Origin of the sequence: Phenylobacterium sp. (genome assembly GCF_030697305.1) — a bacterium.
GTDB lineage: Bacteria > Pseudomonadota > Alphaproteobacteria > Caulobacterales > Caulobacteraceae > Phenylobacterium.
Window position 1 is genome coordinate 12,728 of sequence record NZ_JAUYQL010000115.1, and the last position, 25,765, is coordinate 38,492.

Below are 25,765 nucleotides of genomic sequence, written 5' to 3' on the forward strand. Positions count from 1 at the left end.
TGGTCGCAAAGGGGCGGTTCGAACGCGGCGCCGCTTCGGTAGACTGCATGCCTGCGCACGCGTGATTCGCCTTGATCGCGCGCCGCCATTCGTTTCGGAGCCTTCGCGATGAGCGACCAAGATCGCGGCGCCTACACCCCGCCCACCGACTCGCCGCTGTCGTTCGACGCGCGCCAGCCGGTGAGGGGGTCTCGGCCGCTGCCGCTGACCCTGATCGCCAGCGGCGTGGTGCTGGTGCTGCTGGCGATCGCCATCGTCGCGTTCTACCGGTCCGGCGTGCGGCAGGCGGGCGAAGCCCCACGGACGGTTGGCGTGCCGGTGGGCGAGATCACCGCGCCTGCACCAGCCGACGCCCAGCCTCAGGACGCCGCCGCGGGGCTGCAGATCTACAAGTCCGAGGCTGGAGAGCCGGCGACGCCGGTGTCGCCGACCTTCACCGCTCCGCCGGAACAGCCCGCCGCGCGGCCAGAACCCGCACCGCTGCCGGCCGCTACGCCGCCGCCGCCCAAGGCCGCGCCGACCTCGCCGGTCGTCGCCAAGCCTGCGCCGGCCGCGACCGCCGCCGGGCTGAAGCCCGCACAGCCGATCCCGGCGCCGGCCGCCAAGGCTCCTGCCGCGAAGACAATTCCCCCCGCCGCGGCTCCGGTCGCCAAGGCGACGCCGGCCCCGGCGACGGGCGGCGGCGCGGCCTCCGTGCAGATCGGCGCCTTCTCGTCGCAGGCCCAGGTCGAGAGCGGCTGGGCGGATGCGGCTCGGATCGCGCCCGGCGCCATCGCCGGCAAGGCACGTCGGGTCGAGCCGATCCAACGCGGCGGCCAGACCCTGTACCGCACCTCGGTCGCAGGCTTCGCCTCGCGCGCCGACGCCCAGGCCTTCTGCGGGCAGCTCAAGGCGGCCGGCAAGAGCTGCTTCGTCAAGTGACGCAGGCCTGCATCCTCGGCTGCTCCGGCCTGGAGCTTACCCCGCAGGAGAAGGCCTTCTTCCGCGACGTGCGTCCGTGGGGGTTCATCCTCTTCAAGCGCAACGTCGACACGCCCGATCAGGTGCGCGCGCTCGTGGACGCCTTGCGTGACTGCGTCGGACGGCCCGACGCGGCGGTGCTGATCGACCAGGAGGGTGGCCGCGTCCAGCGCTTGAGCCAGCCGCACTGGCGGCGCTATCCGCCCGGCCGCGCCTACGGCGAGCTGGCCGGAAACGACATGCTGACGCGCCGCGAGATCACCCGCCTCGGCGCGCGGCTCCTGGCCCACGACCTGGCGGCGGTGGGGATCAATGTCGACTGCGTGCCGGTGCTCGACGTGCCCGACCCCAGCGGCCACGAGATCATCGGTGACCGGGCCTATGGCGACACGCCGGACGCGGTGGGCCTGCTGGGCCGCGCCGCCGCCGAGGGCCTCATCGCCGGCGGCGTCTTGCCGGTGATCAAGCACATGCCCGGGCACGGGCGGGCGAAGTCCGACAGCCACTTGGCGCTGCCTGTGGTGGAGGCGAGCTACGAAGAGCTCGCTGAACGTGACTTCCCGCCATTTCGTATGCTCTCCGACATGCCGATGGCGATGAGCGCGCACGTCGTCTACACGGCGATCGACGCCAAACGCCCGGCGACCACCTCACGCAAGGCGATCCGCCGGGTGATTCGCGGCGAGCTGGGCTTCGACGGCCTGCTGATGACCGATGATCTGTCGATGAAGGCGCTGTCCGGCGACTTCACCGATCGCGCCAGGGCCTCGCTGGCCGCCGGCTGCGACATCGTCCTGCACTGCAACGGCGACATGGACGAGATGAAGGCCGTGGTGGCGGGCGTCGGTTCGCTGTCCGGCAAGGCCAAGCGCCGGGCGGCTGCGGCCCTCGGCCGCATCGCACGCGCGCGCGAACCGTTCGACGTGGAGGAGGCCCGCGCGCGGTTCGACGCCGCCTTCGACGGGCGCTACGCCGCATGAGCGAGGGTTTCCAACCGCAACTCGATTTCGAGGCCGCAGGCGTCGCGGCCGAGGCGGGGGAGGGCCTGATCGTCGACCTGGACGGCTACGAAGGCCCGCTGCACGTGCTGCTGGCGCTGGCGCGCAGCCAGAAGGTCGACCTGCTGAAGCTGTCGGTGCTGAAGCTTGCCGACCAGTACCTGGCCTTCGTCCATCAGGCGCGGCGCGCGCGCTTTTCGCTCGCTGCGGACTATCTGGTGATGGCCGCGTGGCTGGCCTACCTGAAGTCGCGACTGCTGCTGCCGAAGCCCGAGCGTCCGACCGCTGAGGAGCCGCCGGCCGACGAGGTCGCCGCCAGGCTGGCCTTCCGCCTGGCCAAGTTGGACGCCATGCGCCGCGCATCCGAGGCGCTGGCCGCTCTGCCGCATCTGGGCCGCGACGTGTTCGGTCGCGGCGATCCGCAGGCGATCCAGGTGATTCCCTCTACTCGATTGGAGGGCGACCTCTATGGCCTGATGAGCGCCTATGTCGGCCAGCGGGCGAGGGTGCGTGAACGCCGCTACACGCCGGCCGCGCCCAAGGCCTATCCGCTGGAGGATGCGCGCGCGCGCCTGCGTGCCCTTTTGCCGGAACTGGAGCGCTGGACGCCGCTCGCCGGGGTCGCGCCGCTGGAAGGCAGGGGCGCGGGACCCAGCCGCGCCTCCTATCTCGCCTCGACGCTGTCGGCGAGCCTGGAGCTTGTCAAGGAAGGCGCTCTGGAGTCCCGCCAGCTGGAGGCCTTCGCCGACATCTTCCTGCGCACACGGCGGGACGCCGCGTGAGCGATCCCGGTCAGACGAATGGGAGCCAGACCGAGCGCGAAGTCGAGGCGCTGCTGTTCGCCGCGGCGGGCCCGCTTGGCCTGGATGATTTCGCCCTGCGCCTGCCGCAGGGCGCGGACATCGACGGCGCGCTCGCCGCCCTGCAGGCCCGCTATGCGGGCCGGGGCGTGGAGCTGGCTTGCGTCGCCGGGCGCTGGCGCTTCCAGACAGCTCAGGACCTTGCCTGGCTGATGACCCTGGAGCGCGAGGAGCCGAGGCGGCTGTCGCGCGCGGCGCAGGAGACGCTGGCGATCATCGCTTACCATCAACCGGTGACCCGGGCCGACATCGAGGCTGTGCGTGGCGTGCAGGCCAGTCGGGGCACCCTCGACGTGTTGCTGGAGCTGGGCCTGGTGCGCATGCGCGGACGCCGTCGCACGCCCGGCCGGCCGGTGACCTACGGGACGACGGACGCCTTCCTGGAACAATACGGGCTGGCCAACCTGGTCGACCTGCCGGGCGCCGCGGAAATGAAGGCCGCCGGCCTCCTGACCCTCGACATGGGGCCGGACTTCGCCGTGCCCGATCCGGCCGCCGGCCATCCCGACGAGGACCCGCTGGATGACGCCGACGCCGCGCAATTCCACACCGACTACCTCGCCGCGGACGGATCGGACGCCTGACGCTTGGTGGCCAGATGTCGCGATCCTCGCCGCACCGTTCGGCCCGCCGTGGCGCTGGTGCGCGCGAGCGTCTATATAGCCGCTATGACGATGGGTGCGGCGCAGGACGCCGCGCCGCGATAGGAGTTTCGCCTGATGGGCTCATTTTCGATCTGGCACTGGCTGATCGTGCTGGTGGTCGTGGCGCTGCTGTTCGGCGGACGCGGCAAGCTCTCCGGCATCATGGGCGACGCGGCCAAGGGCATCCGCGCCTTCAAGGACGGCCTCAAGGACGAGCCGGAGAAAGCCGATGCTGCGGCCAAGCCGCTGACCGCCGCCGAGCGGGAAAAGGACGAAGTTCGCGGCTGATTTCCCGGCGGACCCGTGCGCGGCGCTTCAATGCGCTTGCGCGCGCGCCGGCCATGCTCTTTAGGCCTGGGCCATGCTTCCCGAGATTGGCGCGACTGAACTTCTGGTGATCGCCGTGGTCGCCCTCATCGTCGTGGGTCCTAAGGACTTGCCGGTGCTGCTGCGTAAGCTCGGCCAGATGATGGCCCGCCTGCGCGGTATGGCGGCGGAATTCCGCGCCAGCTTCGACGAGATGGCCCGCCAGTCAGAGCTGGACGAACTGCGCGCCGAGGTCGAGGCGATGCGCCGCGGCCAGATGGCCGACCACGCCTCCCTGGCCGCCAGCGAAGCCCAGATGGCCGACATCTACGACGAACTCGGGCGTGGCCTGTCGGGCGTGACAACGCAGCCGCAACCCGCATTGCCTGCCGACGATCCTGTTCCAGAGGCGCCGGCGTCAGCGCCGAAGCCGCGCAAGCCCCGCGCCGCCAAGCCGGCCGGCGAGGCGGCGGCGAAACCCAAGACCGTGCGCGCGGCGCCGAAGTCCAAGTCGGCAAGCGCCGCGCCCAAGCCACGCGCCAAGTCAAAGGCCAAGGCGACGTGAGCGCGCCGCATCACGACGAGGAAGAGATCGAGGCTTCCCGCGCGCCGCTGCTGGATCACCTGATCGAGCTGCGCAAGCGGCTGATCGTCTGCGTGGCGGCGATCATCATCGGCTTCGCCATCTGCTTCGGCTTCTCCAAGCAGATCTACATCGCGCTGCTGCATCCCTTCGAGATCGCCGCCCAACTGCTGGCCGCCCAGAAGACCGGTCACAGCCACGGCGCCTTCGATCTGTTGCTGGCCCTGGTCGGCATGAAGGAGGTGCCCAGCGTCGCCGGGGCCGGCCTGAAGCTGGTGTTCACCGCGCCGCTCGAGTTCTTCTTCACCAAGCTTAAGCTGGCGGCGTTCGGCGCGGTGGTGCTGACCTTCCCGGTGCTCGCCTCGCAGGTCTACGCCTTCGTCGCGCCCGGCCTCTATCGCCGCGAGCGCAAGGCCTTCCTGCCGTTCCTGCTGGCCGCGCCGGCGCTGTTCGCGCTGGGGGCGGCGCTCGTCTACTTCATCATCCTGCCGTTCGTGCTGTGGTTCTCGCTGTCGCAGCAGATCTTCGGCGCGGGTGCGATCTCGGTGGAGCTGCTGCCCAAGGTCTCGGACTATCTGACCCTGGTCACCACCCTGCTGCTGGCGTTCGGGCTCTGCTTCCAGTTGCCGGTGGTGCTGACCCTGCTGGGGATGGGCGGGATCGTCACCTCCAAGGCGCTGTCGCAGGGCCGGCGTTATGCGATCGTCGCGGTGTTCGTGGTCGCCGCCGTGCTGACCCCGCCGGATCCGATCAGCCAGACCCTGCTCGCGGTGCCGATCATCCTTCTCTACGAGATCTCGATCCTGTGCGTGCGCCTCATCGAGCGCGGTCGCCGGCGCGAGGACGAAGCCCGTGGCGTGGTCCCGGTCTAGCGATTCTCGGCTCCGCCTTGCGGCTGCAGGGTTGGCCGGTTCCTCAACGCGCTCTAGACAGGGCCGCCTGACACCACGAGCCGCGGCGAATCCATGCACGACATCCGAGCCATTCGCGAAAACCCCGAGGTCTACGAAAACGCCTGGGCCGCGAAGGGCAAGTCAGGCGTCGCCGCCGAGGCCATTGCGCTGGACGCCAGGTTGCGTGCGGCGAAGCTGGCGCTGGAGACCGCCCAGAGCCGCCGCAATGAAGCCTCCAAACTGATCGGCCAGGCCAAGGCCAAGAAGGACGAAGCCGAAGCCCAGCGCCTGATGTCCGAGGTGGAGCAGGTCAAAGGCGTGCTGGCCGAGCAGGCCGAGGCCGAGCGCGCCGCGGCCGACGCGCTGCAGGATCTGCTCTCGCAAATGCCGAACATCCCGCTTCCCGACGTTCCGGCGGGGGCTGACGAGCACGACAATGTCGAAGTTCGGCGCTGGGGCGAACCCGCCGCTATCGCCAATCCTCGCGACCACGTGGACCTCGGGGAGCGGCTGGGATTGGTCGATTTCGAGGCCGCCGCACGCATGAGCGGCGCGCGCTTCGTGATCCTGAAGGGCCAGATCGCGCGGCTCGAGCGCGCGCTTGGCCAGTTCATGCTCGACCTGCAGACCCAGCAGCACGGCTACATCGAGGTCTCGCCGCCGCTGTTGGTCAATGACGCGGCCGCCTACGGTACCGACAAGCTGCCGAAATTCGCCGAAGACCTTTTCAAGACCACAGACGGACGCTGGCTGATCCCGACGGCGGAAGTGCCGCTAACCAGCCTGGTCATGGGACAGATCGTCGCCGAGGAAGACCTGCCGATGCGCTTCACGGCGCTGACGCCATGCTTCCGTTCCGAGGCCGGGGCTTCGGGCCGCGACACACGCGGGATGATCCGCCAGCATCAGTTCTACAAGGTCGAGCTAGTCTCGATCACGACTCCCGAGGAGTCCGAGGCCGAGCACGAGCGAATGGTCGGTTGCGCCGAGGCCGTGCTGAGGGCGTTGGAATTGCCCTATCGCACCATGCTGCTCTGCAAGGGCGACATGGGATTCGGTGCGCGCAAGACTTACGACCTTGAGGTCTGGATCCCCTCGGAGGGCCGCTATCGCGAGATCAGCTCGATCTCCAACTGCGGCGACTTCCAGGCAAGGCGGATGGACGCCCGCGCCAAGAAGGCCGGTGAGAAGGGCACGCGCTTCGTTCACACGCTCAACGGCTCGGGGCTCGCGGTCGGGCGCACCCTGGTGGCGGTGATGGAGAACTACCAGGAAGAGGACGGCCGCATCGCCATTCCCAAGGTCCTGCAACCCTATCTGTCGGACGCGACGCACATCGGCGCGCCGCGATGAGGATCCTGGTCACCAACGACGACGGGATCCACGCCGAGGGTCTGGGGGCGCTGGAGCGTATCGCCGCCTCGCTGAGCGACGACGTCTGGGTGTGCGCGCCGGAATACGAGCAGTCGGGGGCCTCGCGCGCGCTGACGCTGTCCGAGCCGATCCGCGTGCGCAAGGTCGGCCACCGGCGCTTCGCCGCCACGGGCACGCCCACCGACTGCGTAATGCTGGCGATCAACGAACTGATCGATGGCGATCGGCCGGACCTGGTGCTGTCAGGCGTCAACCGCGGCCCCAACATCGCCGAGGACGTGACCATGTCGGGCACCGTCGCCGGCGCCATCGAAGGCATGGCGCTGGGCGTCCCCGCAATCGCCCTCTCGCAGGCCGGCCGCCCCGATGACATGGAAGGCTTCTTCGCCCCCGCCGAGACCTTCGCGCCCGGCATCATCCGCCGTCTGACCGCGCAGGGCTGGCCGGGGGATGTCGTGATGAACGTCAACTTCCCGGTGATCGAGCCGGGCGCCGCCGCCGAGGTCGAGGTCACCCGCCAGGGATTCCGTGACGTGCAGGTGCGCCACGCGGAGCGGCGCACCGACCTGCGTGGCCGCGACTACTACTGGATCGGCTTTCGGCAATTCCGTTCGGAGCCTGCGGCCGGCACCGACCTGCGCGCATTCTACGAGGGCCGGATCTCGGTTACGCCCTTGCACATTGATCTTACGCACGCCGCCACCGTCGAGGCCTTGAAGAAGGTGCTGGACGGCGCGGCCCCATCGCTTTGACGACACCCGCCATGGCCCAAGACGACGACACGCCGCAGGAACGCCTGGCCCGCCTGGTGCTCGTGCTCCGCTCGCAAGGGGTCACCGAGCCTGCGGTGCTGAACGCCATCGAGAGCACGCCGCGCGACCTGTTCACTCCCGACCTGTTCCGCGAGCGCTCATGGGAGGATTCGGCCCTGCCGATCGCCTGCGGCCAGACGATTAGCCAGCCATTCATCGTCGGCCTGATGACCCAGGCGTTGAACCTGGAGCCGCGCTCGCGTGTGCTGGAGATCGGCACCGGGTCTGGATACCAGACTACAATCCTCTCCAAGCTCGCGCGGCTGGTCTACACGGTCGAACGCTACCGCACGCTGATGAGCGAGGCCGAGGCGCGGTTTCGTACCCTGGGCTTGACCAATATCATCACCCGCTTCGGCGACGGGGGGGAGGGATGGCGCGAGCAGGCGCCTTTTGACCGCATTATGGTCACGGCCGCGGCGCCGGACGAGCCGACAGCCCTTCTCGCGCAACTGAAGCCGTCGGGAATCCTGGTCGCGCCCGTCGGTCGCGGTCCTGTGCAGAGCCTCAAACGCTATACCGGCGACGGCGGGGGCGGGATCACGGTCGAGGAATTGACCGAGGTTCGTTTCGTGCCCCTGCTCGACGGTGTGGCGAAGGATCTCTGAGCGCATTCGCGGAGCATCCATCTCCGCGGTCTTAACTCGCCGTCAACCATGGCGCCCCGAGTGATTCAGACTCTCTGGCAGGAGCGGCGATGACCCAATTCCTGATTCGAGCCGCATCGGTCGCGGCCGGCGCTCTGGCCTTGGCTGGGTGCGCGTCTTACGAGCCGTTCGAGGCGACTCAGATGGAGGCGCCGCGGCCGAATTTTCCCACGCGGTTGCCGGACGGCGCGGCCACACCCGCTCCGCAGTACGATCCCGCCGCACCGCAGGCTCGTCCCACGACGCCGGTTCAGGCCCGCCCGCTGGAACCCGCCGCACCGTCCGGTCCAGGCTATGTGACGCCCTCGACGCCGCCGGAGGGCCCGCGCCCGCAACCTTCGCCCGCGCCGACCTACAACCCGTTCCCAACCTCGCCGCCGCCCGCCGTGATCGCTGCGCCGCCAGTGCGGCCTCAGGCGCCAGCGACCCGTACGGTCACCCGCGCCACGGTCACCGGCAAGGTGGTCGAGGTCGACGCGCCGCCCAAGACCTACACCGTACAGAAGGGCGACAACCTCGACGGCATCGCCCGCAAGCTGGACACCGACCGCAAGCAACTTGCCGACGACAACAAGCTGAAATCGCCCTACGCGCTGAAGCCCGGCCAGACGCTGAAAGGGCCATCCAGCAAGGCCAAGGCCTATGTCGTCGGATCGGGCGACACCCTGTTCGCCGTCGCCCGCCGCTTCGGCGTCACCGCCAAAGCCCTGGCCGACGCCAACGACCTGAAACCCAACGCGACCATCCGCTCGGGCCGCAAGCTGGTGCTGCCGGACGGATACAAGGACAAGGGCCCGATCCAGGTGAAGGTCACCGTGCCGGCGCCTGCGCCGGCCGCGCCGCCCGTGGTGGTCGCCGCGCCGCCGCCCGCCGCGCCGCCCTACCAGCGCCCGACCCAGCCGGTGGTCGGCCCGACGCCGCCGCCTTACTCGCGGCCGGTGCAGCCGCCGGCGACGCTTCCGCCCGCGCCGCAGCCCTATTCGCGGCCGACGACCCCGCAGCCGCCCGCACCACGGCCAGCGACCACCACGCCGGGGCGCCCGGCCACGCCCGCGCCGACCATCGTGCCCAGCAGCGGCGCACTCAGCGACGTGCAGATCTCGCAGCTCGGTCGGGGACGTTTCGCCTGGCCGCTGCGAGGCGAGGTGATCTCCGACTTCGGTCCCAAGGGCACGGGCCAGCGCAATGACGGCCTCAACGTGCGCGCCAACCAGGGCGACTCCGTGCGCGCCGCTGCGGCGGGTGACGTCGTCTACGCCGGCGACCAGGTGCCCGGCTTCGGCAACCTGGTGTTGATCAAGCACACCGACGGCTGGGTCACCGCCTATGGCCACCTGTCGCGCGTCGACGTGAAGATGCAGCAGAAGGTCACGCAGGGTCAGCAGATCGGCCAGGCCGGCTCGTCCGGGGGGGCGGCCGAGCCGCAGCTGCACTTCGAGGTCCGTTACGCCCCGTCGCCCGCCGATCGCGCCCGCCCGATCAACCCAGCGCTGGTGCTGCCTTAGGGGTTCGGTCGCCCATCCCGGTGAAAGCCGGGCTCGAAGGTGATTCTGAATTAGCGCGCGGGTAGGGCGCTTACGCCGGAAATTCCGGGGTGAGCGGGTAGGGCGCTGCCTACAGCGGCAGCGCCTTGCCCAGCTCGCCGGCCAGGTCGCGGATGAACTGGAAGGCGACGCGACCCGAACGCCCCCCGCGAAGCTGGGCCCACTGCAGCGCCCGACGTTCCAGCTCGGGCGAGGCGAGCTCGTAACGCTTGGCGTAGGTGTTCACCGCCTGCAGGTAGGTCTGCTGGTCCATCGGCGGGAAACCGATCCACAGGCCGAAACGGTCGGAGACGCTTACCTCTTCCTCGGCGTCCTCGGCCGAGGCGATGGCGCCGCGATCGCCTTCTCCGTGGCCGCGCGGCATCAGATGGCGCCGGTTCGAGGTGGCGACGAACAGCACATTCTCCGGTGGGCCGGAGACGCCACCTTCCAGCGCCGACTTCAATGCTTTCGCGGCGGCCGCTCCCTCCTCGAACGACAGGTCGTCGCACAGGACCACGAAACTCTGTTCGGCGACCCGCAGCGCGTCGAACAGGCCGGGCAGGGCGGTCACCTGGTCGCGATCGACCTCGACCAGCTTCAGATGCGTGCGGGATTCGCCCGCGGCCATGAAGGCGGCCTTGGCCATGGAGCTCTTGCCCGCGCCCCGCACGCCCCACAGCAGCGCGTGGTTGAACGGCAGGCCGTCTGCGAAGCGTTCCAGGTTCTCCATGAAGCGCTGCTTCTGGCGATCGACCCCCACCAGGGCGTCGAGAGGAAGGGGATAGTCAGGGGCGGCGTGGAAACTGTTGTCGTCGGGCTCGTGACGGAACAGGCGCGCGTCGGCGAACGAGGGCGCGCCTGACGGTGGCGGGGCCAGCCGCTCCAGCGCCTCGGCGATGCGTTCCAGAATAGCTTTCAGATCGGCGTTCGCGAAGGAGTTGGGCTCTAGGGACATGCCGCGGTCCATAACCGGGCGGGCGTTCCATTGCAAAACAGGGCGCCAGCGCATAGCTTCCGCCGACCTCGAAACCGGCGCTCCCGCGCCGTGCGATCTGCACCTCGGAGACCTCATGTTCGCGACCCCCGCCTTCGCCCAAACCGCCGGCGCCTCGGGCGACGCCGCCAATTTCCTGGCGGGGCCGATCGGCTCGATGCTTCCGCTCGTGGGCCTGGTCGTGCTGTTCTATTTCCTGATGATCCGCCCCCAACAGAAGCGGATGAAGCAGCACCAGGCGATGGTCGCCAACTTGAAGCGCAACGACACCGTGGTGCTGAACAGCGGCGTGATCGGCAAGGTGGTCCGGGTCGAGGAACGCGAGGTGGGCCTGGAGATCGCCACCGGCGTAACCATCAAGGTGGTCCGCGGGATGATCTCCGAAGTGCGTACGCGGGGCGAGCCCGCCCCGGCGAACGACGCCAAGAAATAGGGGCGCCCCAGCGCCATGATGACCCTCTCACGCTGGAAGATCATCGCCGTCGTCCTGTCGGTGGTGTTCGGCCTGCTTTTCACGCTCCCGAACCTGCTGACGCCGTCGCAGCGCGCGGCCTTGCCGAGCTTCATGCCGAAGAACGTGCTGAACCTGGGCCTCGACCTGCAGGGCGGGTCCTACCTTCTGCTCGAGGTCGACACCGGAGCCCTGCGCGCCGAGCGGTTGACCAACGTGCTGGAAGACGTCCGCAAGACGCTGCGCGAGGAGGGGATCGATTTCGGCGACCTCGCACAGGTGAACGGCGAGGTGCTGGTGCGCGTCACCGACCCCGCTCAGGTGCAGGCGGCCACCACGGCGATCCGCAACGCGGTCGGCGCGCCGCTCGCGGGCGTGCCCGGCGGGCGTGATGTCACCGTGCGCTCGGAGGACGGCCAGCGCGTCCGCATCGCCTTCGTGCCCCAGGCCCTCGCGGCCGAGTCCGCCCAGGCCGTCGAACAATCCATTGAGATCATCCGTCGCCGCATCGACGAGCTCGGGACGCGCGAACCTACGATCATCCGCCAAGGCTCCAACCGCATAGTCGTCCAGGCGCCGGGCGAGAGCGATCCGGAGCGGCTGAAGAACGTCATCGGCCAGACCGCCAAGCTGACCTTCCAGATGGTCGACGAAACCGTCTCGTCCGAAGAAGCCGCCGCCGGCCGCATTCCCCCGGGTTCCGAACTGCTGCCCAGCCAGGACGGCTACAGCACCGGCTATCTGATCAAAAAGCGCGCGCTGGTCTCAGGCGAGATGCTGACCGATGCACGCATGCAGTTCGACCAGCAGAGCGGCCGTCCAGTGGTGTCGTTCCGCTTCAACGGGCAGGGCGCGCGGCGCTTCGGCGACGCCACCACCCAGAACATCGGCAAGCGCTTCGCCATCGTCCTCGACAAGCAGGTGATCTCCGCACCGGTCATTCAGGGCGCGATCACCGGCGGTTCCGGTCAGATCACCGGCAACTTCACCGAGGAAAGCGCCAACGACCTGGCTCTGCTGCTGCGCGCCGGCGCCTTGCCCGCGCCGCTGAAGGTCGAACAGCAAAGCACGGTCGGCGCCGAACTCGGCGCCGATGCGGTCAAGGCCGGCCAAACCTCCACCCTGGTGGGCTTCATGGCCATCCTGGTGTTCATGCTGCTGGCCTACGGCCTGCTGTTCGGAGGGGTCTCCGTGGTCGCCCTGCTGGTCAACGGCTTGCTGATCATCGCCACCCTGTCCTTGACCCAGGCGACGCTAACACTGCCCGGGATCGCCGGGCTGATCCTGACGCTCGCCGTCGCGGTCGACGCCAATGTGCTGATCTATGAGCGGATGCGCGACGAGCTGCGGGCAGGGCGAAGCGTCATCGCCTCGATGGACGCAGGCTTCTCGCGCGCCATGACTACGATCATCGACGCCAACGTAACGACGCTGCTGGCGGCGCTGATCATGTTCCAGTTCGGCTCCGGTCCGGTCAAAGGCTTCGCCTGGACGCTGTCCATCGGCGTGGTGACCTCGGTGTTCTCCGCCGTCCTGATAACGCAGGTCCTGCTGGCCTGGTGGTTCCGCGCCACCCGTCCCAAGACCCTGCCGATCTCGTAAGGAGCCTCGACGTGTCCTCCAAGTGGCCCCTCATCAAGATCGTCCCGATCAGGACGAACTTCCGGTTCGTCGCGTTCTCACGGATCGCTGCGGCGATCTCGGTCGTCTGCGTCATCGCCTCGCTGGCGCGCACCCTGCTGCCGTTCGAGGCGCCCTGCGCCGGCCTCGCCTGCGGCATCGACTTCCGCGGCGGGACGGTGCTGGAGATGGCGTCGGCGAAGCCGATCGACCTTGGCGTGGTGCGCAGCACCCTGTCCAATATGACCACTGGCGACGTTCAGGTTCAGGCCATGGGCTCGCCGGCCGAGGCGATGGTCCGCTTCGAGACGCCCGAGGGCGCCAACCCCACGGTCGAGGTCGACAAGATCAAGGCGTCGCTCCGCCAGGCGCTGGGCCCGATCAGATTCGAACGCACCGACGTGGTCGGGCCGAAGGTGTCGGGGGAGTTGTTCCGCAGCGGCATCCTGGCCCTGGGCCTCGCGATCGGCCTGATGCTGATCTATATCTGGTTCCGCTTCGAACTGCAGTTCGGCCTGGGCGCTGTCATGGCGCTGTTCCACGACGTCATCCTGACCTTCGGGGTGATCGCGGCGTTCCGGCTGGAATTCAGCCTGCAGACCATCGCCGCGATCCTCACCATCATCGGCTATTCGATGAACGACACAGTCGTGGTGTTCGACCGGCTGCGGGAGAACCTGCGCAAATACAAGCGCATGCCGCTGCGTGAGGTGATCGACCTGTCGATCAACGAGACCTTGTCGCGCACCATCATCACCGGCCTCACCGCGATCCTGGCGCTGGGCGGCCTGGCGATCTTCGGCGGGCCGACGCTGTTCGGCATGTCGATCATCCTGATGTTCGGGATCATCCTGGGCACCTATTCGTCGATCTATGTGGCGGCCCCGGTGATCCTGCTGTGGGGCGTCAAGCGCGGCGAAGAGGAAGCCGAGCCGCTCAAGCCCGCCAACGTCCGCTCCTAGGCGCCTAAGGCAGCGGCCATGGCGCGCGATGCTCCTCCCATCGACGCCTACGGCGACGGCGGATTCCGCGTGGCCGGCGCTCGCCATGAAGGCTCGCTGCTGATCGTCGGGGACGCGGCGTATGACTGGCCCGTGCGCCGACGCGAGGACCTCGACGTCGAGTCACTGGCCGCGGTGTTCGCGGCGGGGCGCGCACAGGTCGAGTTCCTGCTGCTGGGCATGGGGGCGTCCAACGCCTTGCCGACGCGCGAGGTCCGCGACGCGGTGCGCGCCGCCGGCCTCGGGCTGGAATTCATGGACACGCCGTCGGCGGCCAGGCTGTACAACGTGCTGACCTCGGAGGGCCGCCGCTTGGCCTGTGCGCTCATCGCCGTCTGAACCGAGGCGCCCTGCAAAACACCCTCCTTGGCCGCGTGGTGCGCCTGGCGGCCCAGCCCGGCTGAGTTTCTGGTCGCCTTTTCGTCGCCCATGAAACAATCTATAGGTGCCGTAGGGTAGGAATCACGAGGGGCGCTAAAATGGCCGGACTTCTTTCGAACCTCCGCAACACCTTGATCGTGAGTTTCCTACTCGCGCTGGTGTTGATCGCTGGCTACGGCATGCACAACGGTGCGGCCGACGCCATCTTCTGGCAGGGCGTTTTCCGCTGGCTGCACGTGGTGTTCGGGATCCTCTGGATCGGCCTGCTGTACTATTTCAACTTCGTCCAGATCCGCAAAATGCCGGAGATTCCGGCCGAGCTGAAGCCGGCGGTGTCCAAGTACATCGCGCCTGAAGCGCTGTTCTGGTTCCGCTGGGCGGCGCTGTTCACCTGGGTGATGGGCATTATCCTGGCGATCAATCGCGGCTACCTGCTGCAGACGGTCACGCTGGGCGCTACAGAAGGCTTCACCGTGCCGCAGCACACCTTCATCGGCGTCGGCATGTGGCTGGGCACCGTGATGTTCTTCAACGTCTGGGCCTTCATCTGGCCGGCGCAGAAGATCGCGTTGGGTATCGTCGAAGGCGACGCCGACGCGAAGGCGGCGGCCGGCCGCAAGGCCATGCTGTTCTCGCGGGTCAACACCCTGCTGTCGGTGCCGATGCTGGCGACCATGACCATGAACCAGACGATCTTCGGCTGACGCCAGGGTCGATATGAGCGACTAGAAAGGCCCGCCCCCGAGGCGGGCCTTTTGCTTTGGGCAGTTGCGAATGACCGCCGTCCAACCCGACATCGACACCCAGGACGAGGGTCTGGACGACCTGTTGCGTCGCGTCGACCCGGACCGCTGGCTGTCCAGCCGCTTCATCGGCGATCTGCGTGCGCGCGCAGGTGTGGAGGCGGTCTACGCCTTCGACCATGAGCTGGCGCGGGCCCCACGGGTGGCGTCGAATCCGCTGCTGGGCGAGATGCGGCTGGCCTGGTGGCGGGAGGTCCTCGACGAAGCGTTCGAGGCGCGCGCCGTGCGCCGCCACCCCACCGCCCAAGCCCTGGCCGCGGCGATCGCCGGGCACGGCCTGGCGCGCCCAAGCCTGGAGGCCCTGATCGACGCCCGCTACCGCGAACTGGACGAGGCCCCGATGGACGCCGCCGAAGCTTTGGAGTTCGCGCGCGAGACCGGCGGCGGCGTCGCCGTGCTGGCGGCCCGCATCCTGGACCCGGCCCATGACCCCGAGCCGGCGCGCGCGGCCGGCGCGTTGTGGGCGCTCTGGAAGCGTGACGGGGACGATGCCGCCCTGCGTGCGGAGGCTAAGCGCGGCGCGTCGCGCCTGACGCCGGCCGGCTTTCCCGCCGTCGCCCACGCCGCGCTGGCTCGTGGGCGGGCAGGCTCCGATCTTGGCCGACGCCTGCGGATCACCTGGGCGGTCGCCCGCGGCAGGGTCTGAACCGCCAGCATATCCACATCCGCTCATCCCGGCGAAAGTCGGGACCCAAGCGGGCTGGCCGTGCACAAACCGTAACTCAGCTTGGGCCCCGGCTTTCGCCGGGGTGAGCGGAGTTGGGTGTGGCTATTCCGCCGGCTCCGGCACGGTCGCGGCGGACAGCCAGGCGTCGAGATCTGCCAATGCCCTTTCGCCGATCTGGCGCTTCTTGGTGCGTCCCTTTTCCTTCGAGCCCATGCGGCGGCCTTCGGCGTCGCGCCGGGGCGCGTCCTCCAGCGGCGGGATCAGGCCGTAGTTGATGTTCATCGGCTGGAACGACCGCGCGCCGCCGTCCAGATGCCCCCCGGTGATGTGGCCGAGAAGCGCGCCCAGGGCAGTCGTCGCGGGCGGCGCTTCGATCGAGCGGCCCAGCCGCTCGGCCGCCGCGAAGCGACCGGCCAGCAGGCCCACTGCGGCGCTCTCCACATAACCCTCGACGCCGGTCACCTGGCCTGCGAAGCGCAGGCGCGGTACCGCCTTCAGGCGCAATGCGCCGTCGAGCAGGCGTGGGCTGTTGATGAAGGTGTTGCGGTGCAGGCCGCCCAGGCGGGCGAACACCGCTTTCTCCAGGCCGGGGATCATCCGGAAAACGTCGCTCTGGGCGCCGTGTTTCAGCTTGGTCTGGAAACCGACCATGTTCCACAGGGTGCCCAGCGCATTGTCCTGGCGCAGCTGTACGACCGCCCAGGGCTTGACCGTGGGATTGTGGGCGTTGGTCAGGCCCACCGGCTTCATTGGCCCGTGGCGCAGCGTCTCGCGGCCCCGCTCGGCCATCACCTCGATCGGCAGGCAGCCGTCGAAGTAGGGGACATGTTCCCAGTCCTTGAACTCGGCCTTGGGGCCCGCCAGCAGGGCGTCGATGAACGCCTCGTACTGGTCGCGGTCCATCGGGCAGTTGATGTAGGCCGCGGCGTCCCCGCCCGGGCCTTCCTTGTCGTAGCGCGACTGTCGCCACGCCACATTCATGTCGACCGACTCCAGATGGATGATCGGCGCGATCGCGTCGAAGAACGATAGCTGGCCCTCGCCGGTCACGCCCAGGATCGCGTCGGACAGGGCCTGTGACGTCAAGGGTCCTGTGGCGACGATCACACTGTCCCATTCCGCCGGTGGCAGGCACGCCACTTCGCCGCGCGCGATGCTGATCCGCGGATGCGCCTCGAGGCGGCGCGTGACCTCGGCGGCGAACCCGTCGCGGTCAACCGCCAGCGCGCCGCCGGCCGGGACCTGATGCAGATCGCCCGCCGACATGATGATCGACCCCAGCCGCCGCATCTCGGCGTGCAGCAGGCCAACTGCATTGCCGGTCCAGTCGTCGGCCCGGAACGAGTTGGAGCAGACGAGCTCTGCGAGCTTGTCCGTCTGATGGGCGTCGGTGCCGCGGACGGGGCGCATCTCGTGCAGGACGACATCCGCGCCGGCTTGCGCGATCTGCCAGGCGGCCTCGGAGCCGGCGAGCCCGCCGCCGATTACATGAATGGGCAAGGTCATGGGCGACTAACTAGCAACGAATGCGACGCGTCGCGAGCGCGGCCTTGCGCATGAGCCTGCGGCTCGCCAAAGCATTGCAGCCAATGGCCTCGGCGACTCGTTGATGGGTCGCGCGCCCTTGGCTGGGCCGCAGGCCGCGAGGATAGGCATGAGCAAGTTTTCGCCGAGCGAGGCGGCTCTGGAGGGCTTCAGGCTGACGCGGGAGCGTCCGGGCCTGATCGCCACCTGGGCGGGCCTCTACTTCCTCGGCATCATGCTGCTGATCCTGACCATGGGCGCGGCGCTCGGGCCGCAGTTCGTCGCGTTGATGCGCGAGAGCGGCGGGCAGATCGAAGACACCGATGCGCTCGGCGACCTGCTGGCCCAATCCTGGCCGGCGTTCATCATCGTCGCGTCCGTCGCGGTGTTCTTCTGGTCGATGCTGAAGGCGGCGATCTACCGTTCCATCCTGCGGCCGGAGGACTCCAAATTCGCCTATGTGCGGATCGGGATGGACGAGGTGCGCCTGGCGGTCGGTCAGGTGGTCCTGGGCGCGATCGGCATTCTGTTCCTGATCGGGCTCGACTTCCCGCTTTCGGCGCTGCGCGCCGGCGGGCATCCGTCTATGTGGTTGCTGGCGGCGGTGATCGTCGTCGGCATGGTGTGGATGGGTATCCGCCTGTCCCTGACCATGCCGCTGATCTTCTATGAGAAGAAGGTGAAATTCATGTCGGCCTGGAATCTGTCCAAGGGCAGCTTCTGGTCGATCCTGGGCATGTGTGTATTGTCACTGATCTTTTACATCATGATCTTCATCCTGGTGTACATTCTGATGACCATCATCGTCGCCCTGTCCGGCGGGATGGAAGCGGTCAAGAACATCTCCAGACTGACTCCGGTGTCGCTGGCGGCCTTCATCATCACCTCGGTGATCGTGCCGATGATCATGCCGGTGATCCAGGCGGTGACCATCAACGCGCCGTTCGCCGTCGCCTACGGCGAGTTGGCCGGCGTCCCGACGCCCCACGGCCGCCGCGCCGCGGAGTCGACGGCGGTCGAGGCGAACGTCTAGAACGCCAGTCGCGCGGGCTCACGCCCGTTTGCGGCGTCCGGGAGAGGGGCGGCGCGCGTTCTGGCGGTCCATCAGTTCGGCGAGGTAGCGACCGGTCCAGCTGTGCGCGTCGGCGGCCACCTTCTCCGGCGAGCCGAAGGCGACGATCTCGCCGCCCCCGTCGCCGCCTTCAGGACCGAAGTCGAGGATCCAGTCGGCGGTCTTCACGACGTCCAGGTTGTGCTCGATGACGACCACGGTGTTGCCCTGGTCGACCAGTTCGTGCAGCACCTCCAGCAGCTTCTTCACGTCTTCGAAGTGCAGGCCGGTGGTCGGCTCGTCGAGGATGTAGAGGGTGCGGCCGGTGGCGCGCCTAGCTAGCTCCTTGGACAGCTTCACCCGCTGGGCCTCGCCGCCGGACAGCGTCGTCGCCTGCTGCCCGACCTTGATGTAGCCGAGGCCCACCCGCTTCAGCGTCGCCATCTTCTCGCGCACCGGCGGCACCGCCTTGAAGAACTCGGCCGCCTCTTCGACTGTCATATCCAGAACGTCGGCTATGCTCTTGCCTTTGAACAGGATTTCCAGGGTCTCGCGATTGTAGCGGTGGCCGTGGCAGACGTCGCAGGTGACATAGACGTCCGGCAGGAAGTGCATTTCGATCTTGATCAGCCCGTCGCCCTGGCAGGCCTCGCAGCGGCCGCCCTTGACGTTGAAGCTGAAGCGTCCAGGCCCGTAGCCGCGCGCCTTGGCTTCGGGCAGGCCGGCGAACCAGTCGCGGATCGGCTGGAAGGCGCCGGTATAGGTCGCCGGGTTGGAGCGCGGCGTGCGGCCGATCGGCGACTGGTCGATGTCGATGACCTTGTCGAACAGCTCCAACCCTTCGATGCGATCGTGCGCGGCGGGCGCGTCGGAGGCGTTGTGCAGCCGCCGCGCGGCGGCCTTGTACAGCGTCTCGATGGTGAAGGTGGACTTGCCGCCGCCCGACACCCCGGTGATGCAGGTGAAGGCGCCGGCCGGGATCTCGCCGGTCACCGATTTCAGGTTGTTGCCGGTGGCGCCGATCACGCGCAGCACGTTCTTCTTGGAGATCGGCCGCCGCTGCGCCGGGATCTCGATCTCGCGGACGCCCGACAGGTACTGGCCGGTGATGCTGGCCGGATTGGCCAGGATGTCGGCGGGCTTGCCCTCGGCGACGATCTCGCCGCCGTGCACGCCGGCGGCTGGGCCCATGTCGATCACATAGTCGGCGGTGAGGATCGCCTCCTCGTCGTGCTCGACCACCAGCACCGAGTTGCCGAGGTCGCGCAGGCCTTTGAGGCTGGCCAGCAGGCGGGTGTTGTCACGCTGGTGCAGGCCGATCGATGGCTCGTCCAGCACATACAGGACGCCAGTGAGCCCTGACCCGATCTGGCTGGCCAGCCGGATGCGCTGGCTCTCGCCGCCGGACAGCGTGCCCGAGCCGCGCGACAGGTTCAGATAGTCCAGCCCGACGTCGACGAGGAAACGCAGCCGGTCGGTGATCTCCTTCAGGATCCGCCGCGCGATCTCCATCTGTTTGGGCGTCAGCGCGGTCTCGAGGCTCTCGAACCATTCCCGGGCGTGGCGGATCGACAGCAGCGACACCTGACCGATGTGATGGCCGTCGATCTTCACCGCCAGCGCCTCGGGCTTCAGCCGATAGCCCTGGCAGACTTCGCAGGGCGTCTCGGACTGATAACGCGCCAGTTCCTCGCGCACCCAGGCGGAATCGGTCTCGCGCCAGCGGCGCTCGAGGTTCGGCAGCACGCCTTCGAAGGTCTTGTTGACCTCGTACTTGCGCGCGTTGTCGTCGTAGATGAAGCGGATCTTGTCCGCGCCGGAGCCCTGCAGCACGACCTGGCGAGCCTCATCGGAAAGCTTCCGCCAGGGTTCGTCCATCGAGAAGCCGTAGTGGCGGGCGAGCGCCTGCAGGGTCTGGGTGTAGAGGGGCGAAGGACCCTTGGCCCAGGGCGAGATGGCTCCCTTGTGCAGCGGCTTGTCCTTGTCCGGCACCACGCGGTCGGCGTCGAAGGCGAGCTTGGCCCCCAGTCCGTCGCAGGCTGGACAGGCGCCGAACGGGTTGTTGAACGAGAACAGCCTGGGCTCGATCTCGCTGATCGTGAAGCCGCTGACCGGGCAGGCGAACTTCTCCGAGAAGATCAGCCGCCGAGCCTCCTCTTCGCCGGGATCCTTGTCGGCCCACTCCGCTACGGCGATGCCGTCAGCGAGCTTCAGCGCCGTCTCCAGGCTGTCGGCGTAGCGGCTGTCGAGGCCGGACTTGGTGACCAGCCGGTCGACGACGATGTCGATGTCGTGCTTGAGGTTCTTCTCCAGCGCCGGCGCGTCTTCGATCGGCACGAACTCGCCGTCGATCTTCAGGCGCTGGAAGCCCTGCTTCTGCCAGCCGGCGATCTCCTTGCGGTACTCGCCCTTGCGGCCGCGGACGACCGGCGCCAGCAGATACAGCCGCGTGCCTTCCGGCAGGGCGGAGATCTTGTCGACCATCTGGCTGATGGTCTGGCTCTCGATCGGCAGGCCGGTCGCCGGCGAATAGGGCACGCCGACCCGCGCCCACAGCAGGCGCATGTAGTCGTGGATTTCCGTCACCGTGCCGACGGTGGAGCGCGGATTGCGGCTGGTGGTCTTCTGCTCGATGGAGATCGCCGGCGACAGGCCTTCGATCAGGTCCACGTCCGGCTTGCTCATCAGCTCCAGGAACTGGCGCGCGTAGGCCGACAGGCTCTCGACGTAGCGCCGTTGGCCTTCGGCGTAGATGGTGTCGAACGCCAGCGAACTCTTGCCCGAGCCGGAGAGCCCGGTCAGCACGACGAGCTCGCCGCGGGGGATGTCCACGCTGACGTTCTTCAGATTGTGCTCGCGCGCGCCACGCACGCGGATGAAATTCAACTGTTCGGCCATGCTGTCCCGGGAAACGCTTTGCGCCATGTCGGGCGCGCTCGAAGGGCCTGGCTAATGTAGTGGCGAGACTCGCCGATGACACTGGAACATTAAGCGAACAATCGAACCCGCGTCAAAGGGCGTCGTGGAAGATCACGCCCATTGTGCGCCGCGCCCCCGACCGCAGCCGGCTGACCCCGTGGCGCATGTTCACCCGATAGGTTCCCCGGGCGCCCTGCACCGGCCGTTCGCGCACTGCGAACACCACCGCGTCGCCCTGGCTAAGAGGCACGACCTCGGCGCGGGATTGCATGCGCGGGCGCTGTTCGGTCAGAACGAATTCGCCGCCGGTGAAATCGGCGCCCGGCGTCGACAGCAGCACTGCGACCTGCAGCGGAAAGACGTGCTCGCCATAGATGTCCTGGTGCAGGCAGTTGTAGTCGCCCTCGCCATACTGCAGCAGCAGCGGGGTGGGGCGCGTCTGGCCGGCCTCGTGGCAGCGGGAGAGGAAGTCGGCGTGGGCCGGCGGATAGCGCGCCGGCAGGCCCATGGCCGCGTTCCAGCGGTTGGCGATCGGCGCAAGCTGCGGATAAAGGCTCGCGCGCAGGCTCGCGACCAGGTCGGGCAGGGGATAGGCGAAGTAGCGGTATTCGCCCTGGCCATACCCGTGGCGGGCCATCACCACACGGCTGCGGAACGGCGTCTCCTGCGCATACAGCTCGGCAAGCGCCGCGCATTCCGCTGCGCTCAGCAACCCTGGCAGCACTGCGTTGCCGCGGGCGTCCAGCGCGACCTGCGCCGCCGACCAGTCCTGGGCGTCCACCCGCGTCTCGATGCTGTCCATCGGACAAGTCTGCCCGTCTCGGCGCGCGAGCGGAACCTGCCGCCCGCGCGCAAAGTCCGGATCCCGCGATTTCAGGCGTCAGGCGGCGATCGGCAGACGCCCCAGACTCTTCAGCGTCCGGGCGCACGCCTCCGCGGCCTCCGCACCCTTGATGCGGAAGTGGTCGTGGAAGAACCGCCGCTGCGCCTCGCTCTCCTGATACTGATGCGGGGTCAGCACGGCGGAGAACACCGGCGTCTCGGTCTCGAGCTGAACCTGCATCAATCCCGCGATCACCGACTGGGCGACGAATTCGTGGCGGTAGATGCCACCGTCGACCACAAAGCCGGCGGCGACGATCGCCACGTAGCGGCCGCTCTTGGCCAGCAGCTTGGCGTGCAGCGGGATCTCGAAGGCGCCGGGCACTTCGAAGCCGTCGACCGGGTTGTCGGCGAGGCCGAGGCCGGCCATCGCCTCCAGGAAGCCCTGGCGGCACTGGTCGACGATGTCGCCATGCCAGCCGGATTGTACAAAGGCGATCCGGGCCTCGGCGGACTGGGCGGCGTGGACGGGGATCTGATAGGGACTCTGGGTCATGGTTTGCTCCCGAAAGCAGGGGTGACCACGACTCAAGGCGCGTCTGACCGGGCGGCCCGACGCCACGCCGAGGCGCGCCGTCGCAACGACCAGTCGTTCTCTTCCATCCGGACTATGACCGTCGGCCCCGGGATCACACCGGGTCTGCTGACCCCGCCTTGCGGGCGGGCGCTCGCGGGCTCGACATCCTGCAAAGGACGCCATCACCGCCGGTGGGGAGTCTCACCCCGCCCTGAGAACGCGTGCCGTCGGAAGGTCCGACAGCACAGCGATGATGCCGCGCAGGACACGTGCAGGCAAGGGCGCAGGCTCGCCGATGACGTGCGGAGTGAGGCCGCTACGCCCGGCGGTTCAGGGTGATGGAGGTGGCCTGGCCTGCGCCGGGGGTCGCGCCGGGACCATAGGAGGCGCCGCCGCCGCGCTGGTTGGCGACTTCCTCGGCGATCGCCCTGACCAGGCCCTCTGTCACCGTCTTGGCGCCTTCCAGGGCGCGGCCCTGGCGGGCGAGGACGGCGTCGAAGGCCTCTGTGGCGCGCACAAGCCGCGCGCGCATGGCCAGCGGCGCGGAGGCCACCATCGCCGGATTGGAGCGGACGCGCGCGGATTCGTGGCGATAGAGGTTCGCCAGCCGCGACGTCTCTTCCATGTTCTGGGCCGCGTCCTGCGGGCGCCGCTGCTCGAAGGCCTGGGCTTCCATCGCGACCAGTTCGGTCAGGCGCTCGGTGAGGATGATCAGCTGGTCGACGCGGTCGTCCGCGTCCTGGGCGTCGATGGCCATGGCGTGTTCCTACTCCAGCCCCTGCAGCTTCAACATCTCGCGGCTCACCATGTCGGCGACGCCGATCCCCCCGGACTTCACCGTCTGCTTGGCGATCGCGTCGGTGAGGAAGGACTGGAACATCTTCTCGCCCGACCCGCCGCCGAACGGCGCCTCAGTGTCGAGGCCCGAGAACATCTGTTGCAGCATGATCGACAGGAAGGAGGCCTCGAAATCCTTGGCGGTCTTCTCGATCTCGCCGCGCTTGGCGAGTTCGGCGCCGGTGGCCGCCTGCGGCGTGCTGAGCAGGTTCGGCGAGACGGAGAGTGCGGCGTCAGCCATCACATCACCTCGATTTCGGCCTGCAGCGCGCCGGCCGCCTTGATGGTCTGCAGGATCGAGATCATATCGCGCGGCGTGACGCCCAACGCATTCAGCCCGCTGACCAGGCTGGAGAGCGAGGCGCCGCTGTTGACGGTGACAAACTGGCGGCCCTTCTCCTCGTCCACGGACACGTCGCTCTGCGGCGTGACGGCGGTTTCGCCGGTCCGGCTGAAGGGGGCAGGCTGGCTGACCTGCGGGCTCTCGCGCACGGTGATCGTCAGATTGCCCTGCTGGATGGCGACGGTCGACAGGCGCACGGCGTCGCCCATGACGATCACGCCGGCGACCTCGTCGATCACCACCTTGGCCGGACCATCCGGCTCGACGCTGAGGTTCTCGACGCGGGCGAGATAGCTGGTCATGTCCTGACCCGCCGGCGGCCGCACCGCGACGATCGTCGGATTCTCGGCGACGGCGGTGCCGGGGAAGCTTGAATTGACCACGTCGGCGATGCGTCGCGCGGTGGTGAAGTCCGGATTGCGCAGGGTCAGGCGCAGTTGGGTCATGTTCGCCAGTTGGAAGCCGATCTCGCGCTCGACCAAGGCGCCCGAGGCGATGCGGCCGGCGGTCGGCACGCCTTTGGAGACGCTGGAGCCTGAGGCGCCGCCGGCGCTGACCGAACCCGTCTGAACGGTGCCCTGGGCGACGGCGTAGGCCTGGCCGTCGGCGCCGAGCAGCGGGGTGACCAGCAGCGTGCCGCCCAGGAGGCTCTTGGCGTCGCCCATCGCCGAGACCGAGGTGTCGATCTGCGCGCCCGTGGCGGCGAACGCCGGCAGGCGCGCGGTGACCATCACGGCGGCGACATTCTTGGTGTTGAGGTTGGCGTCGCGCGTGTTGACGCCCAGCCGTTCCAGCATCGCCTCGAGGCTTTGCTTGGTGAAGGGCGCGTTGCGCAGGGAGTCGCCCGTGCCGTTCAGGCCGACGACGATGCCGTAGCCGACCAGCATGTTCTCGCGCACGCCCTCGAACTCGACGATGTCCTTGATCCGCGACTTGGCGGACGCCGGCTGCGCGCAAAACGCCGCGGCCAGCAGGGCGGCGGCGAACAGGCGCAGGGGAAGGCGGGGGGCGATGTGTTTCACCGCGCACGCCTTGCGATCCCCGTGCCAGCCTGAAAAGGAAGCAAATTCAGCGTGTGGCGAGATGGGGAGCCCACGCATCCTCGACCCTGGGCAGAAATTGCCCGGCATTAACCATGCCCTAAGCACGTGCGTGCGATGAAGGAGCCTAGAGTAATGCGTTCGCGCGAAGGACGTGCATGAAGGTCAACGGAACCAGCGGCGTCGGATCGGCCAGCGGGGCGAAGGCCGCGCGACCCGCCGGGGTCGGTGGCGGATTCCGGATAGACACTGCGGCGCCGGCCGCGGGGCCTGCGCAGACCGCGCGCGCCAACGGCGTCGCGGGCGTCGCCAGCGTCGACGCATTGTTGGCCTTGCAGGATGTCGGCGGACCGCTGGAGCGTCGCCGCCGTGCGGTTGGCCGAGCAGGGCGAATCCTCGACGTGCTGGACGATGTGAAGGTGGCGCTGCTCGACGGCGCGCTGGACGGCGGCGACCTTGACCGGCTTCGCCGCGCCATTCGCGACGAACGCTCGCAAACCGACGATCCCGGCCTTGAAGCGCTGCTCGATCAGATCGAGACCCGCGCTGCGGTTGAGATGGCCAAGCTTGAACAAGGCGGTCGTGCGGCGTAATCGCACGCCGTTCTGCCGGTTCATTGAAACCGGCGGATGTTTTGATATAAGCCGCGCCTCGACGGTGTGTTCCTGGGGGCGTCTGGGGGTTTACGATGTCGGTGACGTCTGATGAAGTGTTGATTGCGGACTCGCAATATCGTCCATCCGAGGACGAGGAGTTCATGAATCTGCGGCAGCTTGAGTACTTCAAACAAAAGCTGCTGAACTGGAAAGAAGACATTCTGAAGGAGTCGCGCGAAACGCTGACTCATCTTCAGAGCGAAACTGAAAATCATCCCGATATCGCCGACCGCGCGTCGTCGGAGACCGATCGCGCCCTTGAACTGCGCACCCGGGACCGACAACGCAAGTTGATCGCCAAGATCGACGAGGCGATCCGCCGTATCGAGGACGGCAGCTACGGCTACTGCGAAGAGACCGGCGAACCGATCGGCGTGGCGCGTCTCGACGCCCGGCCGATCGCCACCCTCAGCCTGGAAGCCCAGGAGCGGCACGAGCGCCGCGAACGCGTCCACCGCGACGACTGAGGCCCCAGT

The 25,765-nt window shown here is 68.4% G+C and carries 28 protein-coding genes and 1 riboswitch; of the genes, 20 read left to right on the plus strand and 8 right to left on the minus strand.

Translation table 11 applies throughout. The features are described 5' to 3' along the window. Window positions 1-108: 108 nt before the first annotated feature. The 11 genes from Q8R27_RS12255 (at window position 109) to Q8R27_RS12305 (ending at window position 9,582) form a co-directional block, all read left to right on the plus strand. Window positions 109-921, plus strand: a complete 813-nt coding sequence (locus tag Q8R27_RS12255) for an SPOR domain-containing protein (RefSeq protein WP_305699289.1) — start codon at window positions 109-111, stop codon at window positions 919-921. Continuing rightward, complete coding sequence (gene nagZ / locus Q8R27_RS12260) at window positions 918-1,940, plus strand: beta-N-acetylhexosaminidase (protein ID WP_305699290.1); 1,023 nt, start codon at window positions 918-920, stop codon at window positions 1,938-1,940. Before Q8R27_RS12255 ends, nagZ begins: the two co-directional genes overlap by 4 nt. Then, complete coding sequence (locus Q8R27_RS12265) at window positions 1,937-2,740, plus strand: ScpA family protein (RefSeq protein ID WP_305699291.1); 804 nt, start codon at window positions 1,937-1,939, stop codon at window positions 2,738-2,740. The genes nagZ and Q8R27_RS12265 overlap by 4 nt, the downstream gene beginning before the upstream one ends. After that, window positions 2,737-3,402 (plus strand): SMC-Scp complex subunit ScpB, encoded by a 666-nt coding sequence (gene scpB, locus Q8R27_RS12270; protein ID WP_305699292.1) that lies wholly within the window; start codon window positions 2,737-2,739, stop codon window positions 3,400-3,402. The genes Q8R27_RS12265 and scpB overlap by 4 nt, the downstream gene beginning before the upstream one ends. Before the next feature lie 135 nt (window positions 3,403-3,537). Next, the gene (locus Q8R27_RS12275) at window positions 3,538-3,750 is read left to right on the plus strand and encodes a twin-arginine translocase TatA/TatE family subunit (protein ID WP_305598123.1); all 213 of its coding nucleotides are present in this window, start codon (window positions 3,538-3,540) and stop codon (window positions 3,748-3,750) included. Between the two features lie 73 nt (window positions 3,751-3,823). Then, entirely contained in the window at window positions 3,824-4,333 is a 510-nt protein-coding gene (gene tatB, locus Q8R27_RS12280) for a Sec-independent protein translocase protein TatB (RefSeq protein ID WP_305699293.1), read from the plus strand. Next, a complete protein-coding gene (gene tatC, locus Q8R27_RS12285; RefSeq protein ID WP_305699294.1) occupies window positions 4,330-5,223 on the plus strand; it encodes a twin-arginine translocase subunit TatC in 894 nt (297 codons plus the stop codon). The genes tatB and tatC overlap by 4 nt, the downstream gene beginning before the upstream one ends. 93 nt (window positions 5,224-5,316) lie before the next feature. Next, the gene (gene serS / locus Q8R27_RS12290) at window positions 5,317-6,597 is read left to right on the plus strand and encodes a serine--tRNA ligase (RefSeq protein ID WP_305699295.1); all 1,281 of its coding nucleotides are present in this window, start codon (window positions 5,317-5,319) and stop codon (window positions 6,595-6,597) included. Further along, window positions 6,594-7,370 (plus strand): 5'/3'-nucleotidase SurE, encoded by a 777-nt coding sequence (gene surE, locus Q8R27_RS12295; protein WP_305699296.1) that lies wholly within the window; start codon window positions 6,594-6,596, stop codon window positions 7,368-7,370. The genes serS and surE overlap by 4 nt, the downstream gene beginning before the upstream one ends. Before the next feature lie 11 nt (window positions 7,371-7,381). After that, a complete protein-coding gene (locus tag Q8R27_RS12300; protein ID WP_305699297.1) occupies window positions 7,382-8,038 on the plus strand; it encodes a protein-L-isoaspartate(D-aspartate) O-methyltransferase in 657 nt (218 codons plus the stop codon). Window positions 8,039-8,127: 89 nt separating this feature from the next. Continuing rightward, the gene (locus tag Q8R27_RS12305; protein ID WP_305699298.1) at window positions 8,128-9,582 is read left to right on the plus strand and encodes a peptidoglycan DD-metalloendopeptidase family protein; all 1,455 of its coding nucleotides are present in this window, start codon (window positions 8,128-8,130) and stop codon (window positions 9,580-9,582) included. Between the two features lie 109 nt (window positions 9,583-9,691). Here the strand turns inward: Q8R27_RS12305 and Q8R27_RS12310 are convergent, their stop codons facing one another. Further along, entirely contained in the window at window positions 9,692-10,558 is an 867-nt protein-coding gene (locus Q8R27_RS12310; RefSeq protein WP_305699299.1) for an ATP-binding protein, read from the minus strand. A 196-nt stretch (window positions 10,559-10,754) separates the two neighbouring features. On the opposite strand from Q8R27_RS12310, the gene yajC reads away from it, so the two are divergent. From yajC to Q8R27_RS12340, 6 genes are all read left to right on the plus strand, one after another. Beyond that, window positions 10,755-11,030: a preprotein translocase subunit YajC gene (gene yajC, locus Q8R27_RS12315; RefSeq protein WP_305597909.1), complete on the plus strand. Its 276-nt coding sequence runs from the start codon at window positions 10,755-10,757 to the stop codon at window positions 11,028-11,030. Between the two features lie 15 nt (window positions 11,031-11,045). Continuing rightward, window positions 11,046-12,650 (plus strand): protein translocase subunit SecD, encoded by a 1,605-nt coding sequence (gene secD / locus Q8R27_RS12320; RefSeq protein ID WP_305699300.1) that lies wholly within the window; start codon window positions 11,046-11,048, stop codon window positions 12,648-12,650. 11 nt (window positions 12,651-12,661) lie between these two features. Further along, a complete protein-coding gene (secF, locus tag Q8R27_RS12325; protein ID WP_305699301.1) occupies window positions 12,662-13,630 on the plus strand; it encodes a protein translocase subunit SecF in 969 nt (322 codons plus the stop codon). Between the two features lie 18 nt (window positions 13,631-13,648). Continuing rightward, entirely contained in the window at window positions 13,649-14,008 is a 360-nt protein-coding gene (locus Q8R27_RS12330; protein WP_305699302.1) for an Mth938-like domain-containing protein, read from the plus strand. Window positions 14,009-14,148: 140 nt separating this feature from the next. Beyond that, complete coding sequence (locus Q8R27_RS12335; RefSeq protein ID WP_305699303.1) at window positions 14,149-14,754, plus strand: urate hydroxylase PuuD; 606 nt, start codon at window positions 14,149-14,151, stop codon at window positions 14,752-14,754. 70 nt (window positions 14,755-14,824) lie between these two features. Beyond that, window positions 14,825-15,499: a squalene/phytoene synthase family protein gene (locus Q8R27_RS12340; protein ID WP_305699304.1), complete on the plus strand. Its 675-nt coding sequence runs from the start codon at window positions 14,825-14,827 to the stop codon at window positions 15,497-15,499. A gap of 123 nt (window positions 15,500-15,622) precedes the next feature. On the opposite strand, the gene trmFO is transcribed toward Q8R27_RS12340, so the two are convergent. Then, entirely contained in the window at window positions 15,623-17,026 is a 1,404-nt protein-coding gene (trmFO, locus tag Q8R27_RS12345; protein WP_305699305.1) for a methylenetetrahydrofolate--tRNA-(uracil(54)-C(5))-methyltransferase (FADH(2)-oxidizing) TrmFO, read from the minus strand. 148 nt (window positions 17,027-17,174) lie between these two features. Between trmFO and Q8R27_RS12350 the strand changes: the two genes are divergently transcribed. Then, window positions 17,175-18,077 (plus strand): glycerophosphoryl diester phosphodiesterase membrane domain-containing protein, encoded by a 903-nt coding sequence (locus Q8R27_RS12350; protein ID WP_305699306.1) that lies wholly within the window; start codon window positions 17,175-17,177, stop codon window positions 18,075-18,077. A gap of 18 nt (window positions 18,078-18,095) precedes the next feature. On the opposite strand, the gene uvrA is transcribed toward Q8R27_RS12350, so the two are convergent. The 6 genes from uvrA to Q8R27_RS12380 form a co-directional block, all read right to left on the minus strand. Next, window positions 18,096-20,993 carry an excinuclease ABC subunit UvrA gene (gene uvrA / locus Q8R27_RS12355; RefSeq protein WP_305699307.1) on the minus strand — a complete coding sequence of 966 codons (2,898 nt, stop codon included), beginning with the start codon at window positions 20,991-20,993 and terminating at the stop codon, window positions 18,096-18,098. Window positions 20,994-21,105: 112 nt separating this feature from the next. Continuing rightward, window positions 21,106-21,816 carry a 2OG-Fe(II) oxygenase gene (locus Q8R27_RS12360; RefSeq protein ID WP_305699308.1) on the minus strand — a complete coding sequence of 237 codons (711 nt, stop codon included), beginning with the start codon at window positions 21,814-21,816 and terminating at the stop codon, window positions 21,106-21,108. A 78-nt stretch (window positions 21,817-21,894) separates the two neighbouring features. Next, window positions 21,895-22,392 (minus strand): 6,7-dimethyl-8-ribityllumazine synthase, encoded by a 498-nt coding sequence (locus tag Q8R27_RS12365; protein WP_305699309.1) that lies wholly within the window; start codon window positions 22,390-22,392, stop codon window positions 21,895-21,897. 91 nt (window positions 22,393-22,483) lie between these two features. Beyond that, a riboswitch (FMN riboswitch) is annotated at window positions 22,484-22,636 on the minus strand. A 93-nt stretch (window positions 22,637-22,729) separates the two neighbouring features. After that, window positions 22,730-23,170 carry a flagellar basal body protein gene (locus tag Q8R27_RS12370; RefSeq protein WP_305699310.1) on the minus strand — a complete coding sequence of 147 codons (441 nt, stop codon included), beginning with the start codon at window positions 23,168-23,170 and terminating at the stop codon, window positions 22,730-22,732. A gap of 9 nt (window positions 23,171-23,179) precedes the next feature. Further along, a complete protein-coding gene (locus tag Q8R27_RS12375) occupies window positions 23,180-23,491 on the minus strand; it encodes a rod-binding protein (protein ID WP_305595055.1) in 312 nt (103 codons plus the stop codon). Next, window positions 23,491-24,606: a flagellar basal body P-ring protein FlgI gene (locus Q8R27_RS12380; protein WP_371134696.1), complete on the minus strand. Its 1,116-nt coding sequence runs from the start codon at window positions 24,604-24,606 to the stop codon at window positions 23,491-23,493. Before Q8R27_RS12380 ends, Q8R27_RS12375 begins: the two co-directional genes overlap by 1 nt. Before the next feature lie 185 nt (window positions 24,607-24,791). Between Q8R27_RS12380 and Q8R27_RS12385 the strand changes: the two genes are divergently transcribed. Together Q8R27_RS12385 and dksA are read left to right on the plus strand one after the other, a co-directional pair. Beyond that, a complete protein-coding gene (locus Q8R27_RS12385) occupies window positions 24,792-25,226 on the plus strand; it encodes a flagellar assembly protein FliX (RefSeq protein WP_305699311.1) in 435 nt (144 codons plus the stop codon). Between the two features lie 95 nt (window positions 25,227-25,321). Further along, a complete protein-coding gene (gene dksA, locus Q8R27_RS12390; RefSeq protein ID WP_371134694.1) occupies window positions 25,322-25,756 on the plus strand; it encodes an RNA polymerase-binding protein DksA in 435 nt (144 codons plus the stop codon). Window positions 25,757-25,765 lie beyond the last annotated feature (9 nt).

Coding starts and splice junctions, on each gene's coding strand:
- surE (WP_305699296.1), top strand. CDS start 6,594: ATGAGGATCCTGGTCACCAACGACGACGGGATCCACGCCGAGGGTCTG.
- Q8R27_RS12330 (WP_305699302.1), top strand. CDS start 13,649: ATGGCGCGCGATGCTCCTCCCATCGACGCCTACGGCGACGGCGGATTC.
- Q8R27_RS12385 (WP_305699311.1), top strand. CDS start 24,792: ATGAAGGTCAACGGAACCAGCGGCGTCGGATCGGCCAGCGGGGCGAAG.
- secD (WP_305699300.1), top strand. CDS start 11,046: ATGATGACCCTCTCACGCTGGAAGATCATCGCCGTCGTCCTGTCGGTG.
- dksA (WP_371134694.1), top strand. CDS start 25,322: ATGTCGGTGACGTCTGATGAAGTGTTGATTGCGGACTCGCAATATCGT.
- Q8R27_RS12310 (WP_305699299.1), bottom strand. CDS start 10,558: ATGTCCCTAGAGCCCAACTCCTTCGCGAACGCCGATCTGAAAGCTATT.
- Q8R27_RS12350 (WP_305699306.1), top strand. CDS start 17,175: ATGAGCAAGTTTTCGCCGAGCGAGGCGGCTCTGGAGGGCTTCAGGCTG.
- Q8R27_RS12275 (WP_305598123.1), top strand. CDS start 3,538: ATGGGCTCATTTTCGATCTGGCACTGGCTGATCGTGCTGGTGGTCGTG.
- serS (WP_305699295.1), top strand. CDS start 5,317: ATGCACGACATCCGAGCCATTCGCGAAAACCCCGAGGTCTACGAAAAC.
- yajC (WP_305597909.1), top strand. CDS start 10,755: ATGCTTCCGCTCGTGGGCCTGGTCGTGCTGTTCTATTTCCTGATGATC.
- uvrA (WP_305699307.1), bottom strand. CDS start 20,993: ATGGCCGAACAGTTGAATTTCATCCGCGTGCGTGGCGCGCGCGAGCAC.
- Q8R27_RS12375 (WP_305595055.1), bottom strand. CDS start 23,491: ATGGCTGACGCCGCACTCTCCGTCTCGCCGAACCTGCTCAGCACGCCG.
- Q8R27_RS12255 (WP_305699289.1), top strand. CDS start 109: ATGAGCGACCAAGATCGCGGCGCCTACACCCCGCCCACCGACTCGCCG.
- Q8R27_RS12300 (WP_305699297.1), top strand. CDS start 7,382: ATGGCCCAAGACGACGACACGCCGCAGGAACGCCTGGCCCGCCTGGTG.
- trmFO (WP_305699305.1), bottom strand. CDS start 17,026: ATGACCTTGCCCATTCATGTAATCGGCGGCGGGCTCGCCGGCTCCGAG.
- Q8R27_RS12335 (WP_305699303.1), top strand. CDS start 14,149: ATGGCCGGACTTCTTTCGAACCTCCGCAACACCTTGATCGTGAGTTTC.
- Q8R27_RS12265 (WP_305699291.1), top strand. CDS start 1,937: ATGAGCGAGGGTTTCCAACCGCAACTCGATTTCGAGGCCGCAGGCGTC.
- Q8R27_RS12340 (WP_305699304.1), top strand. CDS start 14,825: ATGACCGCCGTCCAACCCGACATCGACACCCAGGACGAGGGTCTGGAC.
- Q8R27_RS12360 (WP_305699308.1), bottom strand. CDS start 21,816: ATGGACAGCATCGAGACGCGGGTGGACGCCCAGGACTGGTCGGCGGCG.
- tatB (WP_305699293.1), top strand. CDS start 3,824: ATGCTTCCCGAGATTGGCGCGACTGAACTTCTGGTGATCGCCGTGGTC.
- Q8R27_RS12305 (WP_305699298.1), top strand. CDS start 8,128: ATGACCCAATTCCTGATTCGAGCCGCATCGGTCGCGGCCGGCGCTCTG.
- Q8R27_RS12365 (WP_305699309.1), bottom strand. CDS start 22,392: ATGACCCAGAGTCCCTATCAGATCCCCGTCCACGCCGCCCAGTCCGCC.
- Q8R27_RS12370 (WP_305699310.1), bottom strand. CDS start 23,170: ATGGCCATCGACGCCCAGGACGCGGACGACCGCGTCGACCAGCTGATC.